At 69.4% G+C, this 23,171-nt stretch carries 25 protein-coding genes and 5 pseudogenes; 16 read left to right on the forward strand and 14 right to left on the reverse strand.

Features of this window, described 5'->3' with window-relative positions; translation table 11 throughout:
- Positions 1–515: 515 nt before the first annotated feature.
- A complete protein-coding gene (locus tag DRB89_RS11790) occupies positions 516–1,034 on the reverse strand; it encodes a hypothetical protein (protein WP_112448216.1) in 519 nt (172 codons plus the stop codon).
- A gap of 352 nt (positions 1,035–1,386) precedes the next feature.
- On the opposite strand from DRB89_RS11790, the gene DRB89_RS11795 reads away from it, so the two are divergent.
- Positions 1,387–1,602, forward strand: coding sequence for a hypothetical protein (locus DRB89_RS11795; protein WP_112448217.1), 216 nt, complete (start codon positions 1,387–1,389; stop codon positions 1,600–1,602).
- 180 nt (positions 1,603–1,782) lie between these two features.
- Here the strand turns inward: DRB89_RS11795 and DRB89_RS11800 are convergent, their stop codons facing one another.
- Together DRB89_RS11800 and DRB89_RS11805 are read right to left on the reverse strand one after the other, a co-directional pair.
- Positions 1,783–2,187, reverse strand: coding sequence for an STAS domain-containing protein (locus DRB89_RS11800; protein WP_112448218.1), 405 nt, complete (start codon positions 2,185–2,187; stop codon positions 1,783–1,785).
- A gap of 304 nt (positions 2,188–2,491) precedes the next feature.
- A complete protein-coding gene (locus DRB89_RS11805; protein WP_112448219.1) occupies positions 2,492–3,349 on the reverse strand; it encodes a helix-turn-helix transcriptional regulator in 858 nt (285 codons plus the stop codon).
- Positions 3,350–3,796: 447 nt separating this feature from the next.
- Between DRB89_RS11805 and DRB89_RS11810 the strand changes: the two are divergent.
- Together DRB89_RS11810 and DRB89_RS42815 are read left to right on the forward strand one after the other, a co-directional pair.
- A pseudogene (locus tag DRB89_RS11810) lies at positions 3,797–4,056 on the forward strand (helix-turn-helix domain-containing protein); the annotation flags it as partial.
- Positions 4,056–4,196, forward strand: a complete 141-nt coding sequence (locus DRB89_RS42815; protein WP_162688397.1) for a hypothetical protein — start codon at positions 4,056–4,058, stop codon at positions 4,194–4,196. The pseudogene DRB89_RS11810 and the gene DRB89_RS42815, both read left to right, overlap by 1 nt.
- Before the next feature lie 175 nt (positions 4,197–4,371).
- Here the strand turns inward: DRB89_RS42815 and DRB89_RS11815 are convergent, their stop codons facing one another.
- Positions 4,372–5,634: a Vps62-related protein gene (locus DRB89_RS11815; RefSeq protein WP_162688543.1), complete on the reverse strand. Its 1,263-nt coding sequence runs from the start codon at positions 5,632–5,634 to the stop codon at positions 4,372–4,374.
- Between the two features lie 197 nt (positions 5,635–5,831).
- Between DRB89_RS11815 and DRB89_RS11820 the strand changes: the two genes are divergently transcribed.
- Both DRB89_RS11820 and DRB89_RS11825 read left to right on the forward strand, forming a co-directional pair.
- Positions 5,832–6,065, forward strand: a complete 234-nt coding sequence (locus tag DRB89_RS11820; RefSeq protein WP_112448221.1) for a hypothetical protein — start codon at positions 5,832–5,834, stop codon at positions 6,063–6,065.
- Between the two features lie 525 nt (positions 6,066–6,590).
- Positions 6,591–7,892, forward strand: a complete 1,302-nt coding sequence (locus tag DRB89_RS11825) for an alpha/beta hydrolase domain-containing protein (protein ID WP_112448222.1) — start codon at positions 6,591–6,593, stop codon at positions 7,890–7,892.
- A 424-nt stretch (positions 7,893–8,316) separates the two neighbouring features.
- Here DRB89_RS11825 and DRB89_RS11835 read toward each other — a convergent pair.
- A pseudogene (locus DRB89_RS11835) lies at positions 8,317–8,676 on the reverse strand (Tn3 family transposase); the annotation flags it as partial.
- Positions 8,677–8,703: 27 nt separating this feature from the next.
- Between DRB89_RS11835 and DRB89_RS42820 the strand changes: the two are divergent.
- Together DRB89_RS42820 and DRB89_RS11840 are read left to right on the forward strand one after the other, a co-directional pair.
- Positions 8,704–8,949 carry a hypothetical protein gene (locus tag DRB89_RS42820; protein ID WP_162688398.1) on the forward strand — a complete coding sequence of 82 codons (246 nt, stop codon included), beginning with the start codon at positions 8,704–8,706 and terminating at the stop codon, positions 8,947–8,949.
- Positions 8,950–9,131: 182 nt separating this feature from the next.
- A complete protein-coding gene (locus tag DRB89_RS11840) occupies positions 9,132–9,482 on the forward strand; it encodes a hypothetical protein (RefSeq protein WP_112448224.1) in 351 nt (116 codons plus the stop codon).
- Between the two features lie 179 nt (positions 9,483–9,661).
- Here the strand turns inward: DRB89_RS11840 and DRB89_RS44420 are convergent.
- A pseudogene (locus DRB89_RS44420) lies at positions 9,662–9,814 on the reverse strand (DUF6131 family protein); the annotation flags it as partial.
- A 124-nt stretch (positions 9,815–9,938) separates the two neighbouring features.
- Here DRB89_RS44420 and DRB89_RS11850 point away from each other — a divergent pair.
- Positions 9,939–10,364: a hypothetical protein gene (locus DRB89_RS11850; RefSeq protein ID WP_239516095.1), complete on the forward strand. Its 426-nt coding sequence runs from the start codon at positions 9,939–9,941 to the stop codon at positions 10,362–10,364.
- 767 nt (positions 10,365–11,131) lie between these two features.
- On the forward strand, positions 11,132–11,554 hold the full coding sequence (locus DRB89_RS11855; protein ID WP_275435581.1) for an STAS domain-containing protein: 423 nt from the start codon (positions 11,132–11,134) through the stop codon (positions 11,552–11,554).
- Here the strand turns inward: DRB89_RS11855 and DRB89_RS11860 are convergent.
- Positions 11,545–12,003 (reverse strand): STAS domain-containing protein, encoded by a 459-nt coding sequence (locus DRB89_RS11860; protein ID WP_112448228.1) that lies wholly within the window; start codon positions 12,001–12,003, stop codon positions 11,545–11,547. The genes DRB89_RS11855 and DRB89_RS11860 overlap by 10 nt on opposite strands.
- A 268-nt stretch (positions 12,004–12,271) precedes the next feature.
- Positions 12,272–12,475: a hypothetical protein gene (locus DRB89_RS11865; RefSeq protein WP_112448229.1), complete on the reverse strand. Its 204-nt coding sequence runs from the start codon at positions 12,473–12,475 to the stop codon at positions 12,272–12,274.
- A 204-nt stretch (positions 12,476–12,679) separates the two neighbouring features.
- Between DRB89_RS11865 and DRB89_RS11870 the strand changes: the two genes are divergently transcribed.
- A complete protein-coding gene (locus tag DRB89_RS11870; RefSeq protein ID WP_112448230.1) occupies positions 12,680–12,955 on the forward strand; it encodes an isoamylase early set domain-containing protein in 276 nt (91 codons plus the stop codon).
- A 244-nt stretch (positions 12,956–13,199) separates the two neighbouring features.
- Positions 13,200–13,391: a hypothetical protein gene (locus DRB89_RS11875; protein WP_162688544.1), complete on the forward strand. Its 192-nt coding sequence runs from the start codon at positions 13,200–13,202 to the stop codon at positions 13,389–13,391.
- 229 nt (positions 13,392–13,620) lie between these two features.
- Here the strand turns inward: DRB89_RS11875 and DRB89_RS11880 are convergent, their stop codons facing one another.
- On the reverse strand, positions 13,621–13,824 hold the full coding sequence (locus tag DRB89_RS11880) for a cold-shock protein (protein ID WP_053726075.1): 204 nt from the start codon (positions 13,822–13,824) through the stop codon (positions 13,621–13,623).
- Between the two features lie 502 nt (positions 13,825–14,326).
- Here DRB89_RS11880 and DRB89_RS11890 point away from each other — a divergent pair.
- Positions 14,327–16,483, forward strand: coding sequence for a SpoIIE family protein phosphatase (locus DRB89_RS11890; protein ID WP_112448233.1), 2,157 nt, complete (start codon positions 14,327–14,329; stop codon positions 16,481–16,483).
- Here the strand turns inward: DRB89_RS11890 and DRB89_RS11895 are convergent.
- From DRB89_RS11895 to DRB89_RS42835, 4 genes are all read right to left on the reverse strand, one after another.
- Positions 16,480–16,680 (reverse strand): hypothetical protein, encoded by a 201-nt coding sequence (locus tag DRB89_RS11895; RefSeq protein ID WP_112448234.1) that lies wholly within the window; start codon positions 16,678–16,680, stop codon positions 16,480–16,482. The genes DRB89_RS11890 and DRB89_RS11895 overlap by 4 nt on opposite strands.
- Before the next feature lie 112 nt (positions 16,681–16,792).
- Positions 16,793–16,963: a hypothetical protein gene (locus tag DRB89_RS42825; RefSeq protein WP_162688545.1), complete on the reverse strand. Its 171-nt coding sequence runs from the start codon at positions 16,961–16,963 to the stop codon at positions 16,793–16,795.
- Positions 16,960–17,379: an STAS domain-containing protein gene (locus DRB89_RS42830; protein ID WP_162688546.1), complete on the reverse strand. Its 420-nt coding sequence runs from the start codon at positions 17,377–17,379 to the stop codon at positions 16,960–16,962. Before DRB89_RS42830 ends, DRB89_RS42825 begins: the two co-directional genes overlap by 4 nt.
- 200 nt (positions 17,380–17,579) lie before the next feature.
- Positions 17,580–17,969 (reverse strand): hypothetical protein, encoded by a 390-nt coding sequence (locus tag DRB89_RS42835; RefSeq protein WP_162688547.1) that lies wholly within the window; start codon positions 17,967–17,969, stop codon positions 17,580–17,582.
- 651 nt (positions 17,970–18,620) lie between these two features.
- Here DRB89_RS42835 and DRB89_RS11905 point away from each other — a divergent pair.
- Together DRB89_RS11905 and DRB89_RS11910 are read left to right on the forward strand one after the other, a co-directional pair.
- Positions 18,621–18,818 (forward strand): hypothetical protein, encoded by a 198-nt coding sequence (locus DRB89_RS11905; RefSeq protein WP_162688548.1) that lies wholly within the window; start codon positions 18,621–18,623, stop codon positions 18,816–18,818.
- 614 nt (positions 18,819–19,432) lie between these two features.
- Positions 19,433–19,930, forward strand: a complete 498-nt coding sequence (locus DRB89_RS11910; RefSeq protein WP_112448237.1) for a hypothetical protein — start codon at positions 19,433–19,435, stop codon at positions 19,928–19,930.
- Positions 19,931–20,165: 235 nt separating this feature from the next.
- On the opposite strand, the pseudogene DRB89_RS11915 reads toward DRB89_RS11910, so the two are convergent.
- Positions 20,166–20,774, reverse strand: a pseudogene (locus tag DRB89_RS11915) (transposase); the annotation flags it as partial.
- Between the two features lie 11 nt (positions 20,775–20,785).
- Between DRB89_RS11915 and DRB89_RS44425 the strand changes: the two are divergent.
- Together DRB89_RS44425 and DRB89_RS11930 are read left to right on the forward strand one after the other, a co-directional pair.
- Positions 20,786–21,261 (forward strand): annotated as a pseudogene (locus tag DRB89_RS44425) (hypothetical protein); the annotation flags it as partial.
- A gap of 198 nt (positions 21,262–21,459) precedes the next feature.
- Positions 21,460–23,136: a phospholipid carrier-dependent glycosyltransferase gene (locus tag DRB89_RS11930; RefSeq protein WP_239516770.1), complete on the forward strand. Its 1,677-nt coding sequence runs from the start codon at positions 21,460–21,462 to the stop codon at positions 23,134–23,136.
- The last annotated feature ends 35 nt before the right edge of the window (positions 23,137–23,171 follow it).

Raw genomic sequence — 23,171 nt, forward strand, 5'->3', positions numbered from 1 at the left:
TGGTTGACCGTGCCGGCCTCGGCGGTGGCACCGTGCTCGCGCATCCACGTTATGCAGACCTGCCGCCCGCGTACTGCCCGGCATTGCGCCGGACCGGACGGTGGCCGGGTCTCTCATCAGCGTCTCCGACGGCACCCCACAGGCCCGGCGACGCCACCCCCAGGTCATCCGTGCGACAGAGGGGACACAGTCATACCGGGCCCGGAGGCCAGCGGCCCCATTGCAGGACCGCGAAAAACATAACGGGGGGGCGGTCTTCAGGGACGTGCTCAAGGTTTCATGGGTGTCGAAGACGGTGTAACCGTCGGGCAGCTCCTGGCCGCCCGAGTCCCTGGTGACCGACCATTCCGAGTCGCCGCGGTGGAAGTTGTACACCTCATCGGCGTCAAGGATGGTGACGTCGCAGCCGCATCCGAACCCGCCGTCGGTCGCCGGGTCGTAGTCGCCTTCCTCATGGTGGGTGTTCAGCGTCACCTCCCCCTCGTGCTGCTCCGCGAGCAGGGCCGCCACGGCCACTACGGTCTGGTGGGCATCGGTCGGAACCGAGGCCGAACTCGGGACGCTTCAAGGGCGCGCACCGTGGTGGAGGCATGCCGGGCGACCGGGCCGCGGATCGTGTCGGACAGCGACTGCAGCGTCTCCAAGGCATCGCCCAGGTTCGCCGGCTGCCCGGCGCCGGCCGGGGCGACCAGGTCGGCCTCGCCGCGCTCCACGATCCGTCCGACCGACCGCCGCAGCTCCAGAAGCGCGTCGGCGCTGTGCTGGAGCTGGACGAAGAGCGCCGAGGCGACCGTCGCTGCGTCCTGCGGGGTATAGAGGGCCCACGGGCTCTCCAGGGCCTGAACCACGGCCCCAGCGGTCTCGGCCGCAGCGCAGGCCATCTCCACCGAATCCTCGGGGTCGTCCATGCCGTAGTCGACCGCGGTGCGCACCTCCGAGACGAGGTCGTTCTGTTTCTCGGCGGCCTGCTCGTACAGGCCGTTCCACGGAGTTGCGTCATCGAGGCGGGCCGCCGAGCCCTGGTTGATCAGCATGCCGAGGATCCTTTCAGACCTGCCGGACCCGCGAGGGCGTCCTTCGCGGTGAGACCGACACGGCGTCCTTGGAACCTTCTCCTGCAGGCCCGCGCCCTGGCCGAGCTCCGTATTGCGGCACCCCCGAACCAGCTCCAACGGCTCCTGGAGATGACCGGCGCCGACACCGTCCTCCACCTCCACCTCCACCCCACCGTGCAGGCCGCGACCAGCGCCGCGCACCCCGCCGGACCGCGAGGTCGGCTGACGGGCGAGGACTCCACCCCACGCGCCGGCCGCCGAAGGCCGAGGGACGTCACCCGTTCGGGCGCCGACGGGTGCCGCGTGCGTGGGCGGGATGGAGGCTGGGCGCATGGCCGCCAAGCTGATCGTCTACCCGCCGGACGCACAGGGGTGGCGCCGGGTCCGCTACGACGGCACCGCCATCGGGGTCGCCCACCGCCCGGCCGACATCTGCGTCTTCCTCGCCGAGGCCGGCCTCGAGAACGCCGAGGACGTGGACCTCACCGACCCCGACTTCGTGGAGTGGCGGGGCGCCGGCCCCGAGGAGTGGGAACCGTCCGTGTGAGGAACAGAATCGGGCCTCGCTAGTGCTGTGACCGGAAAGGTCCACCGGGTCGCGGCGCCCGGCACGGCACCTCGCCGCGTTGTCGGACCACACCGGTACGGCCAGTACGAGGCGTGGTCCTCCGCCTTGCGATGCACCGCACCGGACACCGCGACCCGGCAAACCTTCCCGGCCACAGCACTAGACGCCGGACAGCCAGCCTGCACCGAAATCCGAGAGGTCGCGTGCGCGCTGCGCCCGCTCCTCGATCAGCCGGCGAAAGCCCGCCACGGCGTACCGCTCGCCGGTGGCCGAGCCGCGACCGCGAATGCCGGCGACATCGGCCATGAACTGCTGGGGCGGGGGCTGCCAGCCGACGACCAGGACGCGCAAGCCCAGGCTCTCGGCCCGCCGATGCAGGGCCAGGAGGTGGAGCAGGCCGTCAGCGTCCATGGACATCGCGCCGTGCAGGTCGACCATGAGGTCCCGCTCGCCGGCGGTGACGTCGTCCAGCGCCCGCTGGAGCGCCGCGCCCGCGTCCTCATCCAGTGCCCCGGTGACGCTGACCAGGACCGTGCCGTAACGCTGGACGTTCGTGGTGATCAATGCGCTCTCCTTCCGCCCGGGACGCCGGGCCCTCGGGGCTCCTCATCCTGGCGCGGCGGTCCCCTGGACCGGTACGCGGCTCGCTGGCGCTCCCACACCGGCCTGGACAGCAGCGGCTGTGCCCTCGATCGCACCAAAGGGGCCGAATAGGAGCCAAAGTCACAAAAATGAGACGTTGATCGACGCTTGGCCAGCGAGCCCGGGAAGTTCGCAGGTGGGCGAGGTGTGTGGATTCCTAGATGGCCATGCTTTTGACTCCGGGTTGGCCAGCGGGGGTCAAGCACGCTCGGGAGGTGTGCGCCCGCTACCCGGTGTGGATCTCGGTGGCGCGGGTGATGAACTGGCGGGTGCTGTCCGGGTCCAGGGCCTGGGCCTGGAGGTGTTCGTACATGCCGCTGTAGCGCTCGACGTCGGATCGTTTCTCCAGGTAGAGGTCGCTGGTGAACCGTTCCAGATACACCGTCCCCGCCCCGGGAGCGTCCGTGAAGTGGAGGAGGGAGAACTGCCCCGAGATCCCCGGGTGGGCTCCCACGCCGTGCGGGAGGACCTGCACGGTGATGTACGGCTGGGTGCTGAGGGAGCTCAGGTGTTCAAGCTGTTCGCGCATGATGGCGGGACTGCCGACCACACGGCGCAGTGCTGATTCGTCGAGCACCACCCATAAGCTCAAGGGGCGTGCCGGGTGGTGGAACCGGTGCTGACGGCGTAGCCGTACCTCAAGGCGGGTGGCGATCTGTTCGGGCGTGGCCTGCGGGATCGTTTCGGCGATGACGGCGGCCGCGTAGGCGGGTGTTTGCATGAGGCCGGGGATCACCAGGGGCTCGTAGGTTCGGATGGAGGAGGCTTCCGTCTCCAGGCCGATGAAGACGGCGTAGGGGACTTCGCCGAAGGCGACCCACCAGCCCTGCCGGTCCGATTCAGAGGCCATCCGCATCAACGAGTCGATGACCTGCTGGTCGGTCACGCCGTAGAGGCCGCACAGGTCCCGCACATCGCGGGGCTTGATGGCACGGCGGCCGTTCTCCAGGTGGCTGATCTTGGGCTGGGAGATCAGCAGTCGCTCTGCAACCTGTGTACTCGTCAGGCCACTGGCCAGGCGGAGCCGGCGCAGCTCCGCGCCCAGCCGGCGTCTTCTGACGGTGGGGTTTCCGTTCACCGCCACGGGCGCTCTACCTCCGGCTCGGGACCCTCTACCAGCCATGGGAGGCCACGGCCAAGTCCGGGCGAACGCGTTCGCCGTGCAGAAATGATCAACGAGTCTTCCTGCGCGGCGTTACCTGGCGCGAGCCGGGCTCACCCAGGTAGCCCTCGACGAGCAGCCAGCCGCGGCAGGCCCACTTCCCGGAGGGGACTGCTTCCTGCGGAGGGAAGGCAACGACTGGCCGCCTTGCGGCGTGCCGCCCGGGCTGGGGGTGTGGGGGCGTGCATTCTGGCGGCGTCTTCCCTCAGCATCCCCAGGCGCGCGTCGGCTAAGAGTGGGCTCCAGGCTGTCGTCTTCCGGGGCTCTCGGCGACGGTTGGACTCGGCCCCTCTGACGGCGTATCAAAAGTGACCCACTTGGTGATCTTCATCTGGCTCTGGCATTGGTGATCAAGGTCAGGAGGGAAGGGTGATCCTCGTGGAGGACTGGGCAGAGATCCGCCGGCTGCATCGGGCCGAGCGGATGCCGATCCGGGCTATCGCCCGGCATCTGGGGATCTCGAGGAACACGGTCAAGCGGGCTCTGGCCACGGACCGGCCGCCGAAGTACGAGCGTGCGGTCAAGGGCTCGGCGGTCGACGCGGTCGAGGTCCAGATCCGGGAACTGCTGCGGGAGACCCCGACGATGCCGGCGACGTGATCGCGGAGCGGATCGGGTGGGACCGGGGATGACGGCTGGGCTGCACGAGGCGATGGGCGCCCTCCGCCGCTCCCTGGCGCTGCACGCCGCCTGGGTCCGCGACGCCTACGCCGCCCGCGTCTGGGCGCCGCTCGGCTACAACGACTTCCCTGTTGGATCGGCGTGTTGACGCGGATCGAGTAGGCGTGGATGCGTGCCGGGTTGGCATGCGTACTGGGTGCCGCAGGATTCACCAGGGGCGGACAGATTTCGCGCTCGCTCCCGCCGCCCCAGGCACCCGCAGGGACGGCTGCGCCCCCGCCGACGATCGGCGGGGGCGCAGCCGTACGGGCGGTGTCAGAGCCTCATGAGGACGGCGCCGTGTCGGGGTACTGGTCGTAGTGGTCGGTCTCGCCCTTGAAGGTGACCGGCGGCCCGACGCGGGTGTTGTCGGCGCGGACGACCTGGATGGTGCTGCTGCCCACCCACACGGCGGCGGCCGTGCCGGGCGGCGCGGAGAGTTCCTTGGTGACCTGCCGGGACTCGATCTCCTTCAACCCGGTCGACGTTCCGAAGCCGAGTTCCAGGCTGTAGGTGGTGGACACCTCCGCGCTGGCGAATCCGCTGCTGACGCCCGCCGTCGCGGTGAACGCGACACCCACCGCGGCCGTGAACGATGAGACCTGTTCCTTCTCGACGCCCAGGGTCACCGCCTCGGTGACCTTCTGCACGATCTGGGTGTTGTTGTTCAGGTGGCGGACCAGCGACCACGCCGCCTTGCGTTCCAGTTTGTAGAAGGGGGAGTTCTCCAGCTTCCACGGTGTGGACTTGGCGGTGTCGGTGATGGCGGTGAACGGCACCCAGACCGCGTTGGCCGGTACCTCCGGGGTCTTGCTCGCGGGCTGGCTGTGGTCGGTCAGCTCGGGGTAAGGGCTCCGTACGGGCTCCTCAACGGGCATGGGCAGACACAGCACCCGCATCTCCGGCAACCACTGCGGCTGGTTGTACGCATTGTGCGCCGCGAACGTGTTCGGGGCGATCAGTGCCCGCGTCCGGCCGTCGGTGTTGTCGACGTAGGACGGGGGGACCACGTTCCGCCAGACGGACAGGTCTTCCTTACCGCCGGCTCCGGCGTCGCTGTAGAGCCACTTGGCGTTGGAGCCGAACGTGAGGTCCTCGCGGACGCAGACCACCGCGTCCAGCGGCGGCTTGTCGTAGGAGTCCTTGGGGGTGACGCAGCCCATCGCGACGTAGCCCTTCGGGGGGATGGGACGCCAGATCATGCCCTTGTACTTGGTTCCGGTGCCGGAGTCCTTCCACACCTTCTCGTAGTCCGTCGGCGAGGCCAGCGGCGGCTTGCCCGTGGCCGACGGGACACCCGGGGTTTCCTTCACGACCATGGCCACCACGTGGTCTTTGATCTTCTCGTTCGGGGTGCCCGGGTTGAGGTTCGCGGAGCCCCAGGCCGGAATGGCGACCGTGCCCAGAACCTTGAACCCTTCCGGCGCGACAGGCTGCCAGAAACTCACCCAGTGCTTACCGCCCGAATCCTCGTCGTCCCAGCACCACGTCAACTTGTCCGTGTACGCGAGAGTGAGTTCCCCGAAAGCCTTCGACTTCTCAGTCATTCCACGCCTTCCTGTCCCCGGTTCCGGGGATCCGCATATGTCCATCCCGAAAGACAGCTACTCAACGTGACGTGCTGCTCACGTGACGTTAGCGAATCAACGAACCGCTGAAGCGGGGAATTCGGACATACGCCAGATATTGGCTGAAGATCATCGGGCTGGTTTGCGCACCGCTACCGCCCCCCGTCGGTCCGTCTGTGGATTCCGCGCTCACCGAGCTGCGCCGCTTGGTCGACGAACTCGCCGCCCACACCCACCAGGTCGGGGAGCTGATGCTCGAAGTCGCCCCGGCGTACCTGTCCGACACCGACGCGGCCGACGTCCTCGCCCGGTTGTGCGAGCAGATCGGGGAGACCATCGAGAACGGCCTCGCCGCCCGCCGTTACGCGATGTCCGGGGACCGCCGCGTTCTCCACCGTGCGGTCCTGTAGGCAAGTCACCCCGGTGCTCCTGTGTGGCACACAGCCCGTTTCCCCAGGTGGGCGCGGTGCGGTGTGAGGGTGTGAGGTGTGAGGCGAGGACTCCTGCGACGACGGGATGCCGCTCGTGCCAGGGCCCGCGAGTGGCTGGCGTCCTGGACCGACGTGTACGGCCTCGCATCGTGATCAAGAACATGGCCCAGCGCTACCAGCTTCGATTCCCGCCCGGCGTGGGGGCCGTGGTTGCTGGGGCACGCCCACACGGGGGAAGCAGCTCGCTCCGTTGGGCGAGGCCGGTAGGCCGGACCGGACCGGGAGTGGTCGGCTGGCTCCAGTGCCGGAGCACCGGATGAGTGCTTCTCGGCCTACAAGGAGGAGCACCCGATGTTCTGGCAGTGGTTGCGATTCAACGGCCCGGTCACACTTCCGCGGCGGTCACAACCCGACCGGCCGGCCGGTCCTTCCCACCCTCTCCCGCAGTCGGCGGTCTTTCGTCGGAGGTGGCTCGGGCTGTGGGCACTGCTGCTGGCGGCACTCATGCCGGCCCTGTCGGCAACAGGCGCCCAGGCCGTCCCCCGTCACCCCGAGTCGGTCGCGGCCCCCCACGACGCTGCCGACCCCCCGCAGAACGGGACCGAGGACCGGCTCAGCCGTCCGACGACCACGGCCCTCGGGTCGTACGGCGGCATCCGCTACGTCCAGTACGACGGAGTGTTCGAAGGCTGGACGTCGACCGGCCGGTTCCGGGTGCCCTACCGGATCAGTGCCCCGGCCGAGCCGCACCGCTCCAACGGCACCGTGCTCGTGGAGCCTCCGCACTTCGTGGTGGGCCTCGGCACGCTCAACGTCTATCTCGGCAAGGACTTCCTGTTCCGCCGCGGATTCGTACACGTCGGCGTCGGCTGGAGCACCCTCGGTAACCGCATCCTCGACCCGTCCGTCCCCGGCACGTTCATCGAGGGAGGAATCGAGGAGGACGGAGCGAGGGTCGACGACGAGATCATCACCGACTTCGCCAAGGCGCTCTCCTCCGGTGGCCGCTCGATGGTCGGAAAGGTGTCCCGTAAGTACGTCACGGGCTTTTCCGACAGCTCGTACCCCATCCTTCGCCTCGTTCGCTCCGGTGCCGCCGCTGGCGTGTTCGACCTGGCAGTGCCGATCACCACGGAGGGCTTCGACCCGCAGGCCGACCTGGTCGCCGGCCGCTTCGACGGCAAGATCGTCATCGTGAACTCGGAAGCTGACGACTCCACGAACCTGACCGACCGAGGCGTCGCCCTGAACCGCTACCGTTTCTACGTCGTCGCGGGCAGTCCGCACATCCCGGATCCGCTGGACGCGCCGCTGGACCTGCCGTTCCCGGTGAGGCAGACGACACCGGCCTCCTTCGTACCCGCGCTGCGCGCACATTTCCTGCAGGGGCACGACTGGGTCCGCAAGGGATCTCAGCCGCCGACGAGCACGCAGCTGCGCACTCAGAACGGCACCATCGTCCGCGACGCCATCGGCAACGCAATCACCGAGGACCGCACCGGCCGACCGGTGCCCCGGCTGCCATTCGTCGAACTCGGCGAGGCGCGCTACATCTCCGGCTTCGTCGGCAGCTACGACAACGTGCGCACCGTACAGCAACTCGGCTTCAGTACTCACGAGGCCTACGCCAAGGCATTCGCCGCCAAGGTCCGCGACTACCAGAAGGCCCGCTACATCCTGCCCGAGGACGCCGCCGACATGCGCCGGCGGGTACAGCTGTGCCCGCCGCTGACGTTCACCGAGACCTACCGCGACCACTACACCGAATTCGTTGCGATCCAGCCCTGCGCGGCCGCGGCCCGCTGAGCCCCCGACCGCGTCCACCCGGACGGTGATGCATACGCTCTCCGCCCGTCCACCCACCGGCGCTCCACCGCCGGACAGGTACAGCCGCCCTCGTCTGTCCGCCAGGACGTACGGGGGCGGCTGCCGTTTCCGTGCCGGGGAAGACGTGATTCCTCATGGTGGCCACTCCCTTGCGCGGCTCGGCCCGGAGGGGCAACCCCGCAGCGCAAAGTCAAGGTCCTCAACAAGCCGCGCGGCAAGAGCCGCCGCCGCGGTTGCATAGCTGCGGGCGGAGTTGCGGCGGTCGCCCAGCGTCTCGAAGAAGGCCGTACGGGAGTGGACGGTGGCCGCGGGCGGTCCCCATACCGGTGATTGAACCGTCGGCCCCGGTGTCGCCCTCCCCCCGTGGGACGGCACCAGGGCCGATCCGGCTTCCGGGGGCTGTCTACTCGGCGCCGTCTTCGTCGTCGTCGAGCTCAGGGGCGTCCGGGTCGTGTAGCGGGCGCAGGCCCTGGGGCGGGGTGGAGGGGGTGAAGCTGTAGCGGCCCAGGACGTTGAGGTTCTTGAACTTCAGCCGGGACAGGCGGGCGACATCCTCGTCGCTGATCTCGTGGCCCTCGCCGCGCAGCTGGGTGACCGCGGCGTCGATGTACTTTGTCGTCCACAGCACGACGGCGTTCAACACCAGTCCCAGCGAGCCGAGCTGGTCCTCCATGCCGTCCCGGTATGCCTGGTGGATGGTGCCCCGCTTGCCGTGGCAGATGTCCCGGGCGAGGGTGTGGCGGGACTCCTGGACGCTGAGCTGCTTGCCCATCTGCCCTACGGAGGCGTTATGTCTGACGGCATCAAGGGCCCGTTCATCGACTTCCCGGAAGAGGGCAGCGCCGGAGACGGTACTGACGCCGGCGACAACTCCACCGAGGACGGTACCGAGAGCACAGCTGTCATCAGCGGTGCGGCGGCAGGCGGGGTAGCGGCCGTGGCGGCAGCGAGCGGCGCCGCCTACCACTACCGCAGCGGACCGGAAACCCCCACCGAGGAAGACGGTTTCGCAGAGAACGTGGAAGAGCTCTCGTAGGCCTTCGGAGGAGATGTGGACCAGCCATCTTCGTGCTGCTGTACCCACTGAAGGGTGATCTTGTCCCGGACTCCGATGTTCCAGACACGGCAGGCTCGTACTACCGGCACTCTGGCCGGTGAGGGGCCGCCGCAAGCCGCTGGCAGCCCAATGCGCGGATTTCATGACCAGAGGAGTTTGGCATGCCCAAGGCGAACATCCGGTTCACGGCTGACGGCCTCGACGCCGACGGTTACACCCTGAAGGTCATCCCGTGGAACTTGGAACCGCTGGAGTTGAAGTCCACCGACACCGCCTCCAGGGTCCTCAGCGTGCCCGACCTGAACCCCGCGGACGCGGAGATCGTGGCCCAGATCGCAGCACAGCAGATCAACTGGCCACACCAGTACGTCGCGAACGGCTCTCTGTACCTGCGCTGGAGCCTCGACGGCAAGAAGGTCACCTACCGCAAGACCGAGGGCTTCCCCACCAACATGGCGATCAAGCAAGAAGACGACACCTCTCTCACCCTCAGCCTCGTCAGCCTCCTGTAGGCCTTTGGTAGAGATACGCCTCAAGGGCGCCCCCGTAGGGGCGCCCTTGAGGGTCATGACGTGATGCCTCCTGGGACGGAACAGAGCCGCGGGACATACTGCGCCTGAGGCCCTGCTCGACGTCGCATCGTATGAGGAACGATCGGGCGGCCCGGCGCGCGCCGGGCCCAGGGCCGATACCAGTAGTGCCGGCGTCCGCCGATGGCGTGTCCAACAGATCCCAGGATCCACAGGATGATGCCGATGACGACCAGGACGATCCCGATGGTCCACAGGATGGCGATGCCGGCCACGTAGCCGACGACGAGCAGGATGACTCCGAGGGCGATCACGATGTCCTCCGATCGCGGACTGAGTCAGTTCCCCTTCTTTCCAGAGTGGGTCCGGCCCGTGGCGGTGGCTTCCCGGGCAGGCCAGTCCTACCGTGGAGGGAGCAGCAGATCCCTGGAGCGCGTCATGTTCGTCATCCTCGGGCTCATCATCCTCATTGCCGCACTCGTCGTCGGCGTGGCTGGTGTCTTCGCCAACGCCGGCAGCGCACACGACCTCACCGGCGGATTCTCTGTCTTCGGCTACCACGTGACCGGCTCCACCGGCACGCTCTTCCTCTACGGCATCATCGTCGGAGCCGCCGCCCTGCTCGGACTGGCCATGCTCCTTGCCGGAGCCCGCCGCACCGCCCGCCGCGGCAGCGCCGCACGCCACGGACAGAGGCAGTCACGGCGCGAGCAGGCCGTGGTCGACCGCGAACGCGAAGACCTGATCGACCAACGCGACGACGCCCGCGCGCAGGCGGCAGCACAGCAGACGGGCCACAACCCCGACCGACCGGGCGCCCACCGAGGCAGACACTGGTTCGGTCACCGATCCGCCCCCCGATGAGCCACCGCTTCCCGCATCCCGCAGCCGCGCGTTCCTCGGATCAACAGCGCGGTCCTCGGCCTGTTAGTTCGACACCACGGCAAGTGCCGCTGACACGACGGTGACTACGGACAAGGCCAGCATCCAGTTGCGAGCTCTTCCGGCCAGCAGGACCAACCGATCCGGGACGCCCCCCCACGCCCGGCTCGTCAAGCTGCCGCAGCTCCAGACGCCCCCCGTATTCGTCGCCGTGCACCAGCACGTCCCGCCAGTGGTCGCCATTGAGTGGTGCCTGCGCGAACAGCGTGCTTTGAGCGTCCATATCCGGACAACGGTGCAGACGGCATCGAGCCACTGGCAGGGGGCAATTCGAGATCCAACCGTTGCTGATACTGGCCGCCCTCGGACGAAGCACGGCTGCTGGACCCGCGATCACCCGTACCCGTGAGCGCCCCGGGCTGGAAGGGTTGCGGTCCACACCGCGCGTCTTCAAAGGTGAACTCGGCACCGGCGAGGCGGTGGCGGACGCGGTTGCCTTGGCATGTCACCGAGCGCGACCCGGCCGCCCGGCGTCGGCGCTCACCACGTGGGAGGGCTCCGACGCCGGGCGCGGAGTCGGGGCCGTGACGGCGCGTTTTCCGCCGTGGGGGCCGGCTGCGGGCCTTCCTGTCCTGCGCGAGCGATGGACACACCCCTTTCCTGGCCAGGCGGTTTGTCTGGCGCGCCTCGTACCGGCTGCCGGGAGGCAGGGGCCAGGATGAGGGCTTCTGGGGTACGGCCCCGGGGCAGTGGAAGGAAGGGAGCCCGTATTGACCACCACGGAGGTCCAGCGGTGTGGGAGCACGTTCCTGATCGGCGTGAGCGGGGAACTCGACGCGGCAGCCGCGCCGGTTCTCCAGCAGGCACTGGATCAGGTCACCGTGCAGGAGCGGGTCCTCATGATCGATGTTCACGGTGTGGTGTTCATGGATTCCGCCGGCCTGCTGCTGCTTTTGGACCTGCACCGGCGGGCGGAGTGCCTGGGCCTGCGGGTTCTTGTCGTCGGCTGGCAGCCCCAGCCCCAGCGGCTGATGGCGCAGGTCGCCGGGATGCCGGGAGGTGGCTCGTCCACCGGTGACCGCTTCGCTCTGGCGGGTTTCCGCCGCCTGATCGAAGAACGAGCCCGGCGCGAGAGTTTCGCGGACTTCGGGGACGTTCTTCCTCACCTGTAGCGGGACGGCAGATCGCCGGCGGGGAGAGCAGGCGGCCGGTGGCCGGCCCTCGCCGGGTGCGAGGCACGGCCCGGTGCCTGCGCCTGCGCCTGGCGGAGCGTGCGGCGCAGTATTCGGGTTGGCGCCAGGCGGTTGCCTGTGCCCGGCCGGGCCTGGTCGAGGCGGTCGGTGAGGTCCAGGAGCCGCAGGGGCTGGCGCTGCCAGTTGTAGGCGAAGAAGGCGATGCCGCGAGTGTGGATGTGGGCGGCGAGGCCGAGGAGGCGGTGCAGGCCGGTGACGTCGATGAACGTCAGTCGGAGCATGTCGCAGGCCACCACCGCGACCTGGTCGTCCAGGGCCAGCCACACCTGCTCGAAGGCCGGGCCGGTGTCCAGGTCCAGCTCTCCTGCCGGGGTGAGGTGCAGGGTCGGCCCGTAGCGCCGGATCGTGATGTGGAAGTCGCCCTGCATGCCCTCTCACCTCGCCACCATGAGCGGTTTGATGCGTGGCCGGCCCCCGGCGTGCCGGGGTGATGGCCCGTTTCGATACTCGCCCTGACCCGACTCCGGCCGCAAGCCCGGCCGGGCAGGCTACTGCTGGCAACCGTTCGGGCCGCCCCGCACTAGCGGGGTGATGCGGCCGGCCCCTGGCCGGGCACATGACAGGACCCGGCCGGGGTGATGGTGACTACGGGCCCCGGCCGGGTCCTGCGTGCGTGGGCGGACGGCTCTGCCGTGCTCAGAGCTCGTCGTCGCGCGGCTCGTCCTCGTCGCGCTCGCGCGTCATCTCGTCCTGGCGGCGCCGCTTGAGCTCCTCGGGGCTCTTGCCCCGCTCCTCCTGGCCGGCGCCGGGGTGGACGGGATCCTGGCCCGGGTGGCGCAGGCGCTCCTGCTCCTCGCGGCCCTTGCCCGGTTCCTGGCGCTTGTCCTGCATACCGTCCATGACGGCGACTCCTTGATGCGTGGGGTCAGGGATTCCTCTCCCTCACGCTCACACGGACAGTCACGATCCGCACCATTCCGGCTACGGATCGTGGCGCAGGGGTGACGCCGTGCGCCGGGGCGGGGCGTCGGAACGCGGACCAGGCCCGCGGCGCCGAGGATGAGCGCGATCCCCGCCCGCCCACGCCATCAGGAGCCGACCGCCATGTTGGAGCGCACGCTGCGCAAGGACCGCACCGAGGTCACCTTCATCCTGCCCGCCGACACCCCGCCCGGCCCGGTCAGCGTGGTGGGCGACTTCAACGACTGGCAGCCCGGCGTCCACACCCTGAAGCCCCGCAAGGACGGCAAGCGGGCTGTCACGGTCGAGCTGCCATCCGAGAGCACCCACTCCTTCCGGTATCTGGCCGCCGGGGACTACTGGTTCAACGACGAGAGCGCCGGCGACCAGGAAGGCCCCAACAGCCGCCTGCACACCTGATCAACCCAACCGGCGTGACCCGCGGCCGCCTGTGCCGTTGAACCCGACAACACACGCCGACGCCCCACACCCCACGGGCAGGCGGCGCTGGCGGCCCGCTGATTCCACGCCCAGCGTCAGGGGGCCGCGTTGTATCGCCCGACGGCCTGGGGCGGCTGACGTCGGCAGGCGCCGGTTTCGGCCCGGGATGCTGGGCTGTGTTCTGCTGGGGCGGTGACCTGTGGCGGGGGCAAAGGGGGAGCGGATGACGCACGAGTGGAGCGATTCGGCGGGCGGTGCTCCGCAGGCCAGGCAGACGGTCGAGCGGATCGTTGAGGCGGTCGACGCGCGTGATGACCGCCGGATCCGGGCCCTGCTGACGGAGCTGGCCGAGGTCGCAGACACCGCGGCACTGTTGTACCTGCGCAAGCGGCTCCTGGAGGGCCGGGAGGACTGAGCGGCCTTTCGGGCCTACCCGCCCGGGCGCGGACCCAATCACGTTATGCCGCTCCGGCAGCCCGGGAGCGTGTGTCGCTGCCGCGAGGACTCCTCCGGGGTGGGGTACAGCGGCTGGAAGGGGCCGCACCGGGGGTCTTTGAAAGAGCCCGGCCGGCAGTTACGACCCGGCCGGGCTTTCACACGGTGGACGCCGCAGATGCAGCGGCTTCCGTGAAGGAGGCAAAGGATCAGGCGGGGGTGATGTTCTCCGCCTGGGGGCCCTTCTGGCCCTGGGTGACGTCGAAGTTCACCTTCTGGCCTTCCTGAAGCTCGCGGAAGCCGGAGCTGGCGATGTTCGAGTAGTGGGCGAAGACGTCCGGACCGCCGCCCTCCTGCTCGATGAAACCGAAGCCCTTTTCTGCGTTGAACCACTTCACGGTTCCGGTGGCCATGTGTCCTCCAAGGGGACTAGGAATCGGTCCCGCACCGTGCGGGAGCCGGAGGTGATCGCCCTGGTCCTCAGAGACTGTGAACAGCAAAATCGCCCATGAATGTTGCGCTCACGGGCGACCGGTACTTCGGAACCATGACAGCTGCCGCTGACGCTACACCGGCCGTCCTACTCGTACCACGAGAACACTCCTACGCCGTGGTTCGCGGGCGTTCAGTCAGGATGTGTCGCTGCTCCCGACGTGGAGGCTGAGGCGGAGATCCGAGTTCCCTGCAGAGCAGACCGGGCGGGCTTCGTGGGCGGGCCGCTCTTGACGCGCCACCTCCACCGGGCAGCGGCCTCCGCACGCCTCCGCCCTGGGGTCCTGTCCGCCCGGCAGCCGCTGGCGGAGGCTGCCGCCCGGGCGGGGCGGGAGGAGGATGAGAGGACGGGCGACAAGGGCGTGCGGAGGACCGGATGGTCGGACCGAGGCCGCCGCAGTGGGTGAAGGAGGAGGTCCGGTCATGGTCGCGTCCGAGGGGTTCGGGGCCGGGCCCGGCCCCATGGGAGTGGTTCCCTCCGAGCCCGGCGGTCTGCTGGATGTGCTGAGCGTGGCCGCGGTGGTGCTGGACGCTGAGGGACGGATCACGTTGTGGAGCCCTCAGGCCCAGGATCTGTTCGGCTGGTCCGCCAAGGAGGCGCTGGGCCGGTACGCGGCCAAGCTGCTGGTCGACGACGAGTACGTCAACCTGGTTCTCGAACTGTTCGCCAAGGTCATGGCGGGGGGCGGTTCCTGGGCCGGGGTGTTCCCCGTGCGGCACAAGGACGGCTCCACGAGGCTGGTGGAGTTCCACAACATGCGGCTGCTCGACGAGCAGGGGGGCGTGTACGCCCTGGGGATCGCCTGCGACGAGGCCGTTCTGCGCGGTGTGGAGCGGGACCTGGCGCTGTCGGTGCGGCTGGTGGCGCAGTCCCCGCTCGGGCTCGCGGTGCTGGACACCGACCTGCGCTACGTCCTGGTCAACCCGACGCTGGAGCGGATCAACGGTCTGGCCGCCGAGAAGCACCTGGGCCACACCGTCCGCGAGGCACTGCCGTTCCTGAACACCGAGGTGATCGAAGCCTCCATGCAGCAGGTTCTGGAGACCGGCGTACCCCTGCTGGACCAGTTCGCCATCGGGCGTACCCCCGCCGACCCGGACCATGAGCATGCCTGGTCGGGCTCGTACTTCCGGCTGGAGGATCCCGGCGGGCGGGTGATCGGTATCGCCTTGTCGGTGGTGGATGTTACCGACCGCCACCGCGCGGCCACCGAGGCCGCCGAAGCACGCCGGCGCCTGGACCTGATCGCCAGGGCGTCCGTCACCGTGGGCACCACCTTGGACCTGGCGTGCACGGCCCGCGAACTTGCCGGCCTGGTCGTGGCCGACCTGGCCGACGTCGCTACGGTCGACGTCCTCGAATCCGTTCTGGAAGGCGGCACGACGACGGGGCGCGGCCCAGCGTCGGACCAGGCTCTTTTCAGGGCCCTGGCCATAGAGGCGGCCTACGAGACGGACGTCGTCCACGCGGCTGACCCGGTGGGCGAGCGCGCCACCTATCCGGTCGACCGTATGGTCACGCGCTGCGTGAGCACCGGGCGTCCCGTCTTGATGGCGCACGTCACGCGCCCCGATCTGGCGTACATCGCACGCGACGAGGCCGCTGCAGTAGTCCTCGCCGAGGAGGGCGTGCACTCGTACCTGGCCGTGCCGCTGACCGCTCGCGGCCAGGTCCTCGGCGTCCTTGGCCTCGTGCGCGCCCGCAATCCACTCCCCTTCAGCCGCGACGACGTCACTCTGGCCAGCGAACTGGCCACCCGCGCCGCCATCGCGATCGACAACGCCCGCTGGTACCAGCACGCCAACGGCACCGCCCTCACCCTCCAGCGCCACCTTCTGCCGCACCCCCCTCCCCAGGCCGCCGGCCTGGAGATCGCCTACCGTTACCAGCCCGCGGCAGCGGCCAGCGGGATCGGCGGCGACTGGTTCGACGCGATCCCCCAGAACGGGGACATGACCGCCCTCGTGGTCGGCGACGTCATGGGACACGGAGTCCACGCCGCCGCCACCATGGGACAACTGCGCACCGCCACCCGCACGCTGGCTGAACTCGGCCTCGACCCGGCCCGCGTCCTGCGCCACCTCGACCACATCACCGCCGGACTCGACCAGACCATCGCGACCTGCGTCTACGCCGCCTACGACCCGCACCGCTCCCGCTGCCGCATCGCCCTCGCCGGCCACCTGCCCCCCGTCCTCATCCGCGCAGGACAGGCACCAGAACTGCTCGACCTGCCCACCGGCGTTCCGCTCGGCGCAGGCGGCCTCGGCGGCGCCCGGTTCGAGACCAGCGTCCTCGACCTGATCCCAGGCGACCGGCTCGTCATGTACACCGACGGCCTCGTCGAAACCCGCGACGACGCCCTGGACAACCGCCTGGGCCTCCTCCTCAGCCTCCTCACCGATCCCAGCCTCCCCTCGGAGGCGACCTGCGACCGACTCCTGGCCGCGCTACGCCACCCCGACGCCGCCGACGACGTCGCCCTCGTCATCGCCCACGTGCGACCCCACCCGCCCGCCGACGAGGCGCGGGACGACGGCCTGACCGGCCAACCACACGCGCCGATCCCCGCCCCTTAAGGGCGGGGCCAGGGGTAGCGGCGGATGAGGATGGCCCATTCCTCGTCGTGCCGGCCCGGGACGAGGCGTCCGGCGCTCTCCCACCGCTGCGCGAGTTCGGTGAAGATCGGCTCCAGCCCGGGGCGGTGAACCGTTTCTCCGCCGCCCGGCCGGACGCCGGTGGCGGGGGTGAGCCGCCTCGTCGTCGTGGTGGTCATGCGGGGTTCAACGCCTGCGCGCCCCGCGGGGTTACCCGCGCCAGGCGCGATTCCCCCGGGATGGTGCAGGGGTGGGGCCTGCGGCTGACGCAGGCCCCACTCCTGCCCTTGTCTACGCCGTGGAGCACAGGAGTGGGGGCGCCAGGTGGCAGTGGATCAGGGTCCTGCGGGGTGCGGCCTGAGGCGGCGGTCCGGGCCGGCGGTGCCGTGTTTCGCGCGGCTCCCAGCGCAGAAGAAGGACGGCGGCGAGCATCGGGGTGCAGGTCAGGAGTACGAACGTCATGACGCGGCCACCCTCAGCGCGGCCGGCCGGGCCGGCTGCTGTGCCGACGCGGCGGCGTGCAGCAGACGCATCACTGCGCGGGAGCGGTTCGTGAGCCTGAGGCGGCGTCCGTGCCGGGGCCACCACTCGAGGACGGCCAGGAAGCCGGAGTCGCAGAACGTGACCCGGGAGGTGTCGAGGACGAGGCCGGTGTAGCCGTCGGCGGCCGCCGAGGCCAGGACAGCCCGCAGCGGGGCGGCGCTGAAGTGGTCGATCTCGCCGCTGAGGTAAACGACCAGGGTCGCGCCGAGAGTGGTGCACGAGTGGACGACTATGACCCCGGGCGCGGTGTCCGCGCCCGAGTCGTGCACGGCAGGAGGGGCCACCAGCGGCGCGAGGGCGGCGGGCAGTATCGGGGCGATGCTTGAGCTACTCACATCCCCATCAACGCCGCCCGCCCGGCGCCGGGACACGAGCCACGCCACCCTTTCACCCCATCTGACCAGCACAGATCCACGACAGGGGGAAAGAATCCACCCAGATGAGGCAGTCAGGCGCCTGCGGCGCGACCGGTATCGACGCTCCGGGACGTCACCCCACGGAGGCCGCCAGGGTGCCGCGCTCGTGACGAGACGGATCAGCTGACGGGTTCCGCCGGTGCGTGAGCTGCGTGCCAGGCTTCGGCGCTGACCTCCCGGATCTCGTCCCGATCGAGGTAGGGCATCGGGTAGTTGCCGTACGTCCACTCGGTGTCGATCTCCTCCTGGAGCGACGGGGTGATCTCCACCGTCGCGCCCTCGATGCGCAGGGCTCGCGCGGCCTGGTCGGCGTAGTAGGGCTCTTCGTGGTCGATGCGGGCCAGGACGAGGGTCATGAGGTCGACCCAGCGGAAGCCGCGGCTGGACAGGGCGGTTTCCGCGAGGTGCCGGCTGGACTCGGGGCCGGTGAGGGTGGCGGTCACGGCGCTGCTGTGGTCGGGGTGGCGGGCGAGGAGGATGTGGGCTTCTGCGAGGCCGGGCTGGGGCATGGGACTCGATTCCGGGGCCCGGCCGGTGTGCTGCCGGCCGGGCCCGCCTTTCCGGTGAACCAGCGCCACGGGTTCCGCGCCCTCGCGTACGGCGGCCTACCGCGACCAGCTCGGCCAGTACTACGGCCGCGACATCGGCATCTGACCTCCACCAGGCAGCGAGGCGGATCGACGGCGAAGAGGCCCGCGCCGGATGGCCCGGGTCTGGTCTAGGCCCAGCAGGAGCCGATCCGCCCCAGCCTCCGACCGCGGACGCACCGCAGCCCGAACCACTGCTTTGGTTCGGGGCCGCAGCGCATCGCGACTGCTTCCGAGCCGCCTGTCAGGAGCGTCAGACGGGCGAGCAGCGGGCAGCCGGCAGCGGTGCGCCGTCGGCATCCGGGTGATCGCCTCCGTCGGCTCGGCGCGGTGGACGGTCGGCATGACACCGGTTGTTGTGAAGTGGCAGGGCCTGGTCGTCCCGGGAAAGGTCGGCTGCGGCTCACCGCCCCCCGCTCTGGGGCTTGCCGTCACGTCGCCGGCCTCAGAGCGGGGAGAGCGAACCGCAGGACCAAGGGTTCGACGCAGGATGGACGACTGGCTTGTCCGCTGCCGTCGGACGGCCAAGGGCCGTGCTGCGCGAACCGGGCAGGCATGGTCGGATCAGCTTTCATGGACCACGAGCACGACGACACCGTCCTCACCGGCACTAGCCTCCAACGCCACGCCGCCAAGAAGAAATTGGCCTCGCACGCAACGGACCCCGGTGAGCTCGCGCTATTCCTGGACATGCTTGATCTCCACGACTGCGACATGCCCCGCAGTTCAGGAGCCGATGGCAACCTGCAGAGTTTCAACGTCATCCTCTGACGCAGCGGTGCCGTTCTGATCACGGTGGGACGACGCGAGCGGGGCAAGTCCCCAGGTTCCATCATCACCGCGGCAACCATGAGGCCCGGCCTACGCCAGTCGGTCGTGGTGCCGGAGCGGTGCGAGCAAGGCGGGCAGCCCGTGAGCTTGTTTCTGAACCCGCATCGGCAGGCCGCGACACCCATCACTGCTGGTGATGTCACCGTCGAAGCCACACTTCGTCATCGCGGGTGAGGTGACCGGGCCGGCCGGCGACGTGCCCGGTCCCCGACGAAGCAGGAGCTGCGGACTGGGGGCATGGCTGGAAGGGAGTGTGTGTCCCCGAGTACAGGTCCAATCAGTCTGATCAAAGGTGCGGATCCGGCGATTTCATGTTCGGCTGGAAAGTGTTGATGTGGCACCGGCCGCAGTCTGATCCGAAGATGAAAGCTCCGCAGGGCGTGCGTCGTCGCCCCGTAAGTCGGTGGTTACGGCGGCCTGCGGGTCTGCGGCGACGTTGGTGGACTCAGGCAGCGTGCCGCGGGGCGCCAGCACCTGTGCGGCTAAGGCTTGCGCGCCCTCGGTGCGGTTACCCCTCCGGACGAAGGCGTCCGGAACACAGAAAGGCCTGGCCTGTGGCTCCCAAGAACAATGAGATTCGCTACTTCAGTAATCCGTGGAGGAGCGGCCAGGACGTCATCGGGTGCGACTACCGTGACGACTCCTCCGGCGAAATGACCTACGCGTCGTACCTGCTGTTCAGCAGCAAGACCCCAAATTCTCCCGCCTCGCAGCGCTTCCTCTTCCACGATGTGGAGGAGGAAAAAGGGGAGTACACCTGCAGGTTGCAGTTCTCCGGCAGCCATTACGACAAGTATTGGCTTGACGTGAGCGGCGACTACCTACGGCCCTACGGCTCGTCAAGCTGCCGTTGGCGGTTCGTCGACAAAGGCGACTACGTAGAGTGGAGAGTTCACGCGAGCGGCCGCATCGTGACGATGAAATACCACTCGTCATTGTTCGTCGCCAAAAGTAGGAAGCAAGACGGACTCTGCAGCAGCAGCTACCTGACGGTGTCGGACGCGATCGACACGAGCAACCCGAGCGCAGCAAAGTTCCAGGCCAGAGCCTGACTGGGCAGAGTGGAATACACGAGCCTGGACAGGGTGCTCATGCGCGGTTGGCGCGGTTGGCGCGGCTGGTGAGGTAGGCGCGGGCGATCAGGAGGGCGCTGCGGGCGGCTGGCGGCAGCATGTCCGGGTCTTTGATCGCGTGCTTGTCCCAGGATGTCGGCGATGCCTAAGGGTTGTCCCGTAAATGATCTTCGGGTCGTCCTGGGCAGGGTCAGTCGCGGTGTGATCCGCTGGCCTATCCGGCGAGGGCGAGGTTGTGCAGTCGGGCGATGCCGAGCATGGCGTGGTGGACGCCGTCGCCTTTGAGGCGGCAGTCGCGGAGGATCTTCCAGGTCTTCATGCGGGCGAAGACGTGCTCGACGCGTGCACGGACCTGCTTGTGGGACTTCTTGTGTTCCTGCTTCCAGTCGGGCAGGTCTTCGCCTTTGCGCCGGCGGTGTGGCATGAGGAGTCCGGTGCCGGGATAGCCGCCGTCGGCGATCGTGAGTGTTCTGCCGACGGCGGCTTTGGCGCCGGATTCCTCCCAGGCCTTGCAGTCGTTGCGGTTTCCGGCAAGCGGCCGGCCGACCACGACGACCAGGCGGGTGTCGGCGTCGATGACGATCTGGTGGTTGGTGGAGTACCGGTAGTTCTTCGACTGCGCGGCGATGGTGTGGTCGCGGGTGGGGACCAGGGTGCCGTCCACGATGAGCACGGTGTCCTTGGCGAACCGCTTTCGGGGCTGGAGCGCAAGCATCGGCCCGAGATGGTCGATGATGCGGTCCGCCGCCGACTTCGAGACCCCGAACAGCGGGGCGAGCTGTCGCATCGTCAAGTTCGTCCGCCAGTACGCCGCGACCAGCAGTGAGGTGACCCCTGGGGTGTGGACACTCTGACAATGGATCTTGTGGGTCCGAGGAAGGGTGTCCTGGTGGACGTAGGTCCCCGTATCCGGAGGAGTTCAGGAACGACGCGGTCGCGTTGTGGCGTGCGGCCGTTGGCCGGCGTACGTACTCGGCGGTCGCGGCGGATGTCGGGGTGACCGGCGAGACGCTGCGGAGCCGGGTGCGGCAGGCCGACGAGCAGGCCGGCCGCGGGCCCGCCCTTGGCGGCGAGGCGGCCGAAGGCCGGGATGAGGAGCTGGTTCGGCTGCGGGCGGAGCTCGGCCGGCTGCGCAAGGCCGAGAAGGAGTGGGAGCTCGAGCGGGAGATCCTGCGGCGGGCGGCCCAGTATTTCGCGAAGGAGATGAGGGCATGACCGGCCGCTGGGACTTCATCTCCGCCTACCGCGCCGAGTTCGGCGTGCAGCGGATATGCCGGGTCCTGGGCATGTCGCGCTCGGGCTACTACCAGTGAGCCCTTTTCAACCTGACGGTGGGGCTGTGGTGTTGGTCGGTGTGGGCTGTACGGAACGACGAAGCTCCTGGTAGACGGGTTCTCGACCAAGATCACCCGTGTCCGCCAGGAGCTTCGCGTGCTTCGCCCGCCCCCTCGGCCGAGCCCGACCCCGGCCCCGGGCGGGCCGACCAGCCGTCGGCCTGGCTGCGCCGCCTGCGCGGGTTCGGCTACGCGCCGCCCGCCGACCCGGCGAAGCGGCCGTCGGACGTGCGCACCCGGCTTGTGCCCCCGTACGCGAAGCCGTCCGGGCAGCTCTGGGCTCAGCTGGGGGTCGCGCCGGCCGCGGCGGAGAACTGGCAGCGGGTGCTGGCGTGGGCCGGGCCGCTGCTGGTGGCGCTGGTCGCCGGGGTGCTGCGGTTCGCCCACCTGGGCACCCCGAAGGCGGTGATATTCGACGAGACGTACTACGCGAAGGACGCGTGGGCCACGATCCGCCAGGGGTACGAGGCGAGCTGGCCCAAGGACATCGACAAGTCGGTCCTCGCCAACCCGAACGGGGTCTCCCTCCCCCTGGACCCGGGCTACGTCGTGCACCCGCCGATCGGCAAATGGGTGATCGGCCTGGGCGAGTGGATGTTCGGCTTCGATCCCTTCGGCTGGCGCTTCATGACCGCGCTGCTCGGGACCCTGTCGGTCCTGATGCTGTGCCGGATCGGCCGCCGGCTGTTCCGCTCCACGTTCCTGGGCTGCCTGGCGGGCACGCTGCTGGCCGTGGACGGCCTGCACCTGGTGATGAGCCGCACCGCGCTGCTCGACCTGGTGCTGATGTTCTTCGTGCTGGGCGCCTTCGGCGCGCTGGTGGTCGACCGGGACAAGGCGCGGGCCCGGCTCGCGGCGGCGCTCCCGGTGGACGGGGACGGGCGGACCCGTCCGGACGCGCGGATCGCGGAGACGCTGGGCCTGGGCTGGCGGCCGTACCGGCTCCTGGCCGGGGTGTGCCTGGGCCTGGCCTTCGGCACGAAGTGGAACGGCCTGATCGTGCTGGCCTTCTTCGGCGTCCTGACCGTGCTGTGGGACGCGGCCGCGCGCCGCACCGCCGGCGCGGGCTCCCCGTACGCGGCGATGCTGCGCCGGGACGCGCTGCCGGCCTTCCTGTCGACCGTGCCGGTGGCGGTCTCGGTCTACGTGGCCTCGTGGCTCGGCTGGATCCTGTCCCCCGACAACGGCAAGGGCGGGTACTTCCGGGACTGGGCCGCCAAGAACGACCAGCACAGCTCGCTGTCGTTCCTGCCGGAGTGGCTGCGGAGCATGTGGCACTACGAGACGGAGGTCTACAAGTTCCACGTGGGCCTGACCTCGGGCCACACCTACGAGTCGAACCCGTGGAGCTGGCTGGTCCTGGGCCGTCCCGTCTCCTTCTTCTACGAGTCTCCGTCGCCCGGCACCGACGGCTGCCCGGCGACGGAGACGGCCAAGTGCGCGCGCGAGGTGCTGGCGCTGGGCACCCCGCTGCTGTGGTGGACGGGCTGCTTCGCGCTGCTGTACGTGCTGTGGCGGTGGTTCTTCCGCCGCGACTGGCGGGCGGGCGCGATCGCGTGCGCGCTGGGCGCGGGCCTGCTGCCCTGGTTCAACTACCAGGAGCGGACCATCTTCTTCTTCTACGCGGTGGTCTTCGTCCCGTACCTGTGCCTGGCGGTGGCCATGATGATCGGCGCCCTGCTGGGCCCGGCCGGCTCCTCGGAACGCCGCCGCGCCCTGGGCTCGGTGGCGGCGGGCGTCCTGGTGCTCCTGATCGTCTGGAACTTCATCTATTTCTGGCCGATCTACACGGGCCAGTCCATCCCGATGGACTCGTGGAGAAACCGCATGTGGCTGGACACCTGGGTCTAGGGGCCGGGCCGCCGGGCGGCCCGGCGCCCACGAAC

This window comes from Streptomyces sp. ICC4 (genome assembly GCF_003287915.1).
Taxonomy (GTDB): Bacteria; Actinomycetota; Actinomycetes; order Streptomycetales; family Streptomycetaceae; genus Streptomyces; species Streptomyces tritrimontium.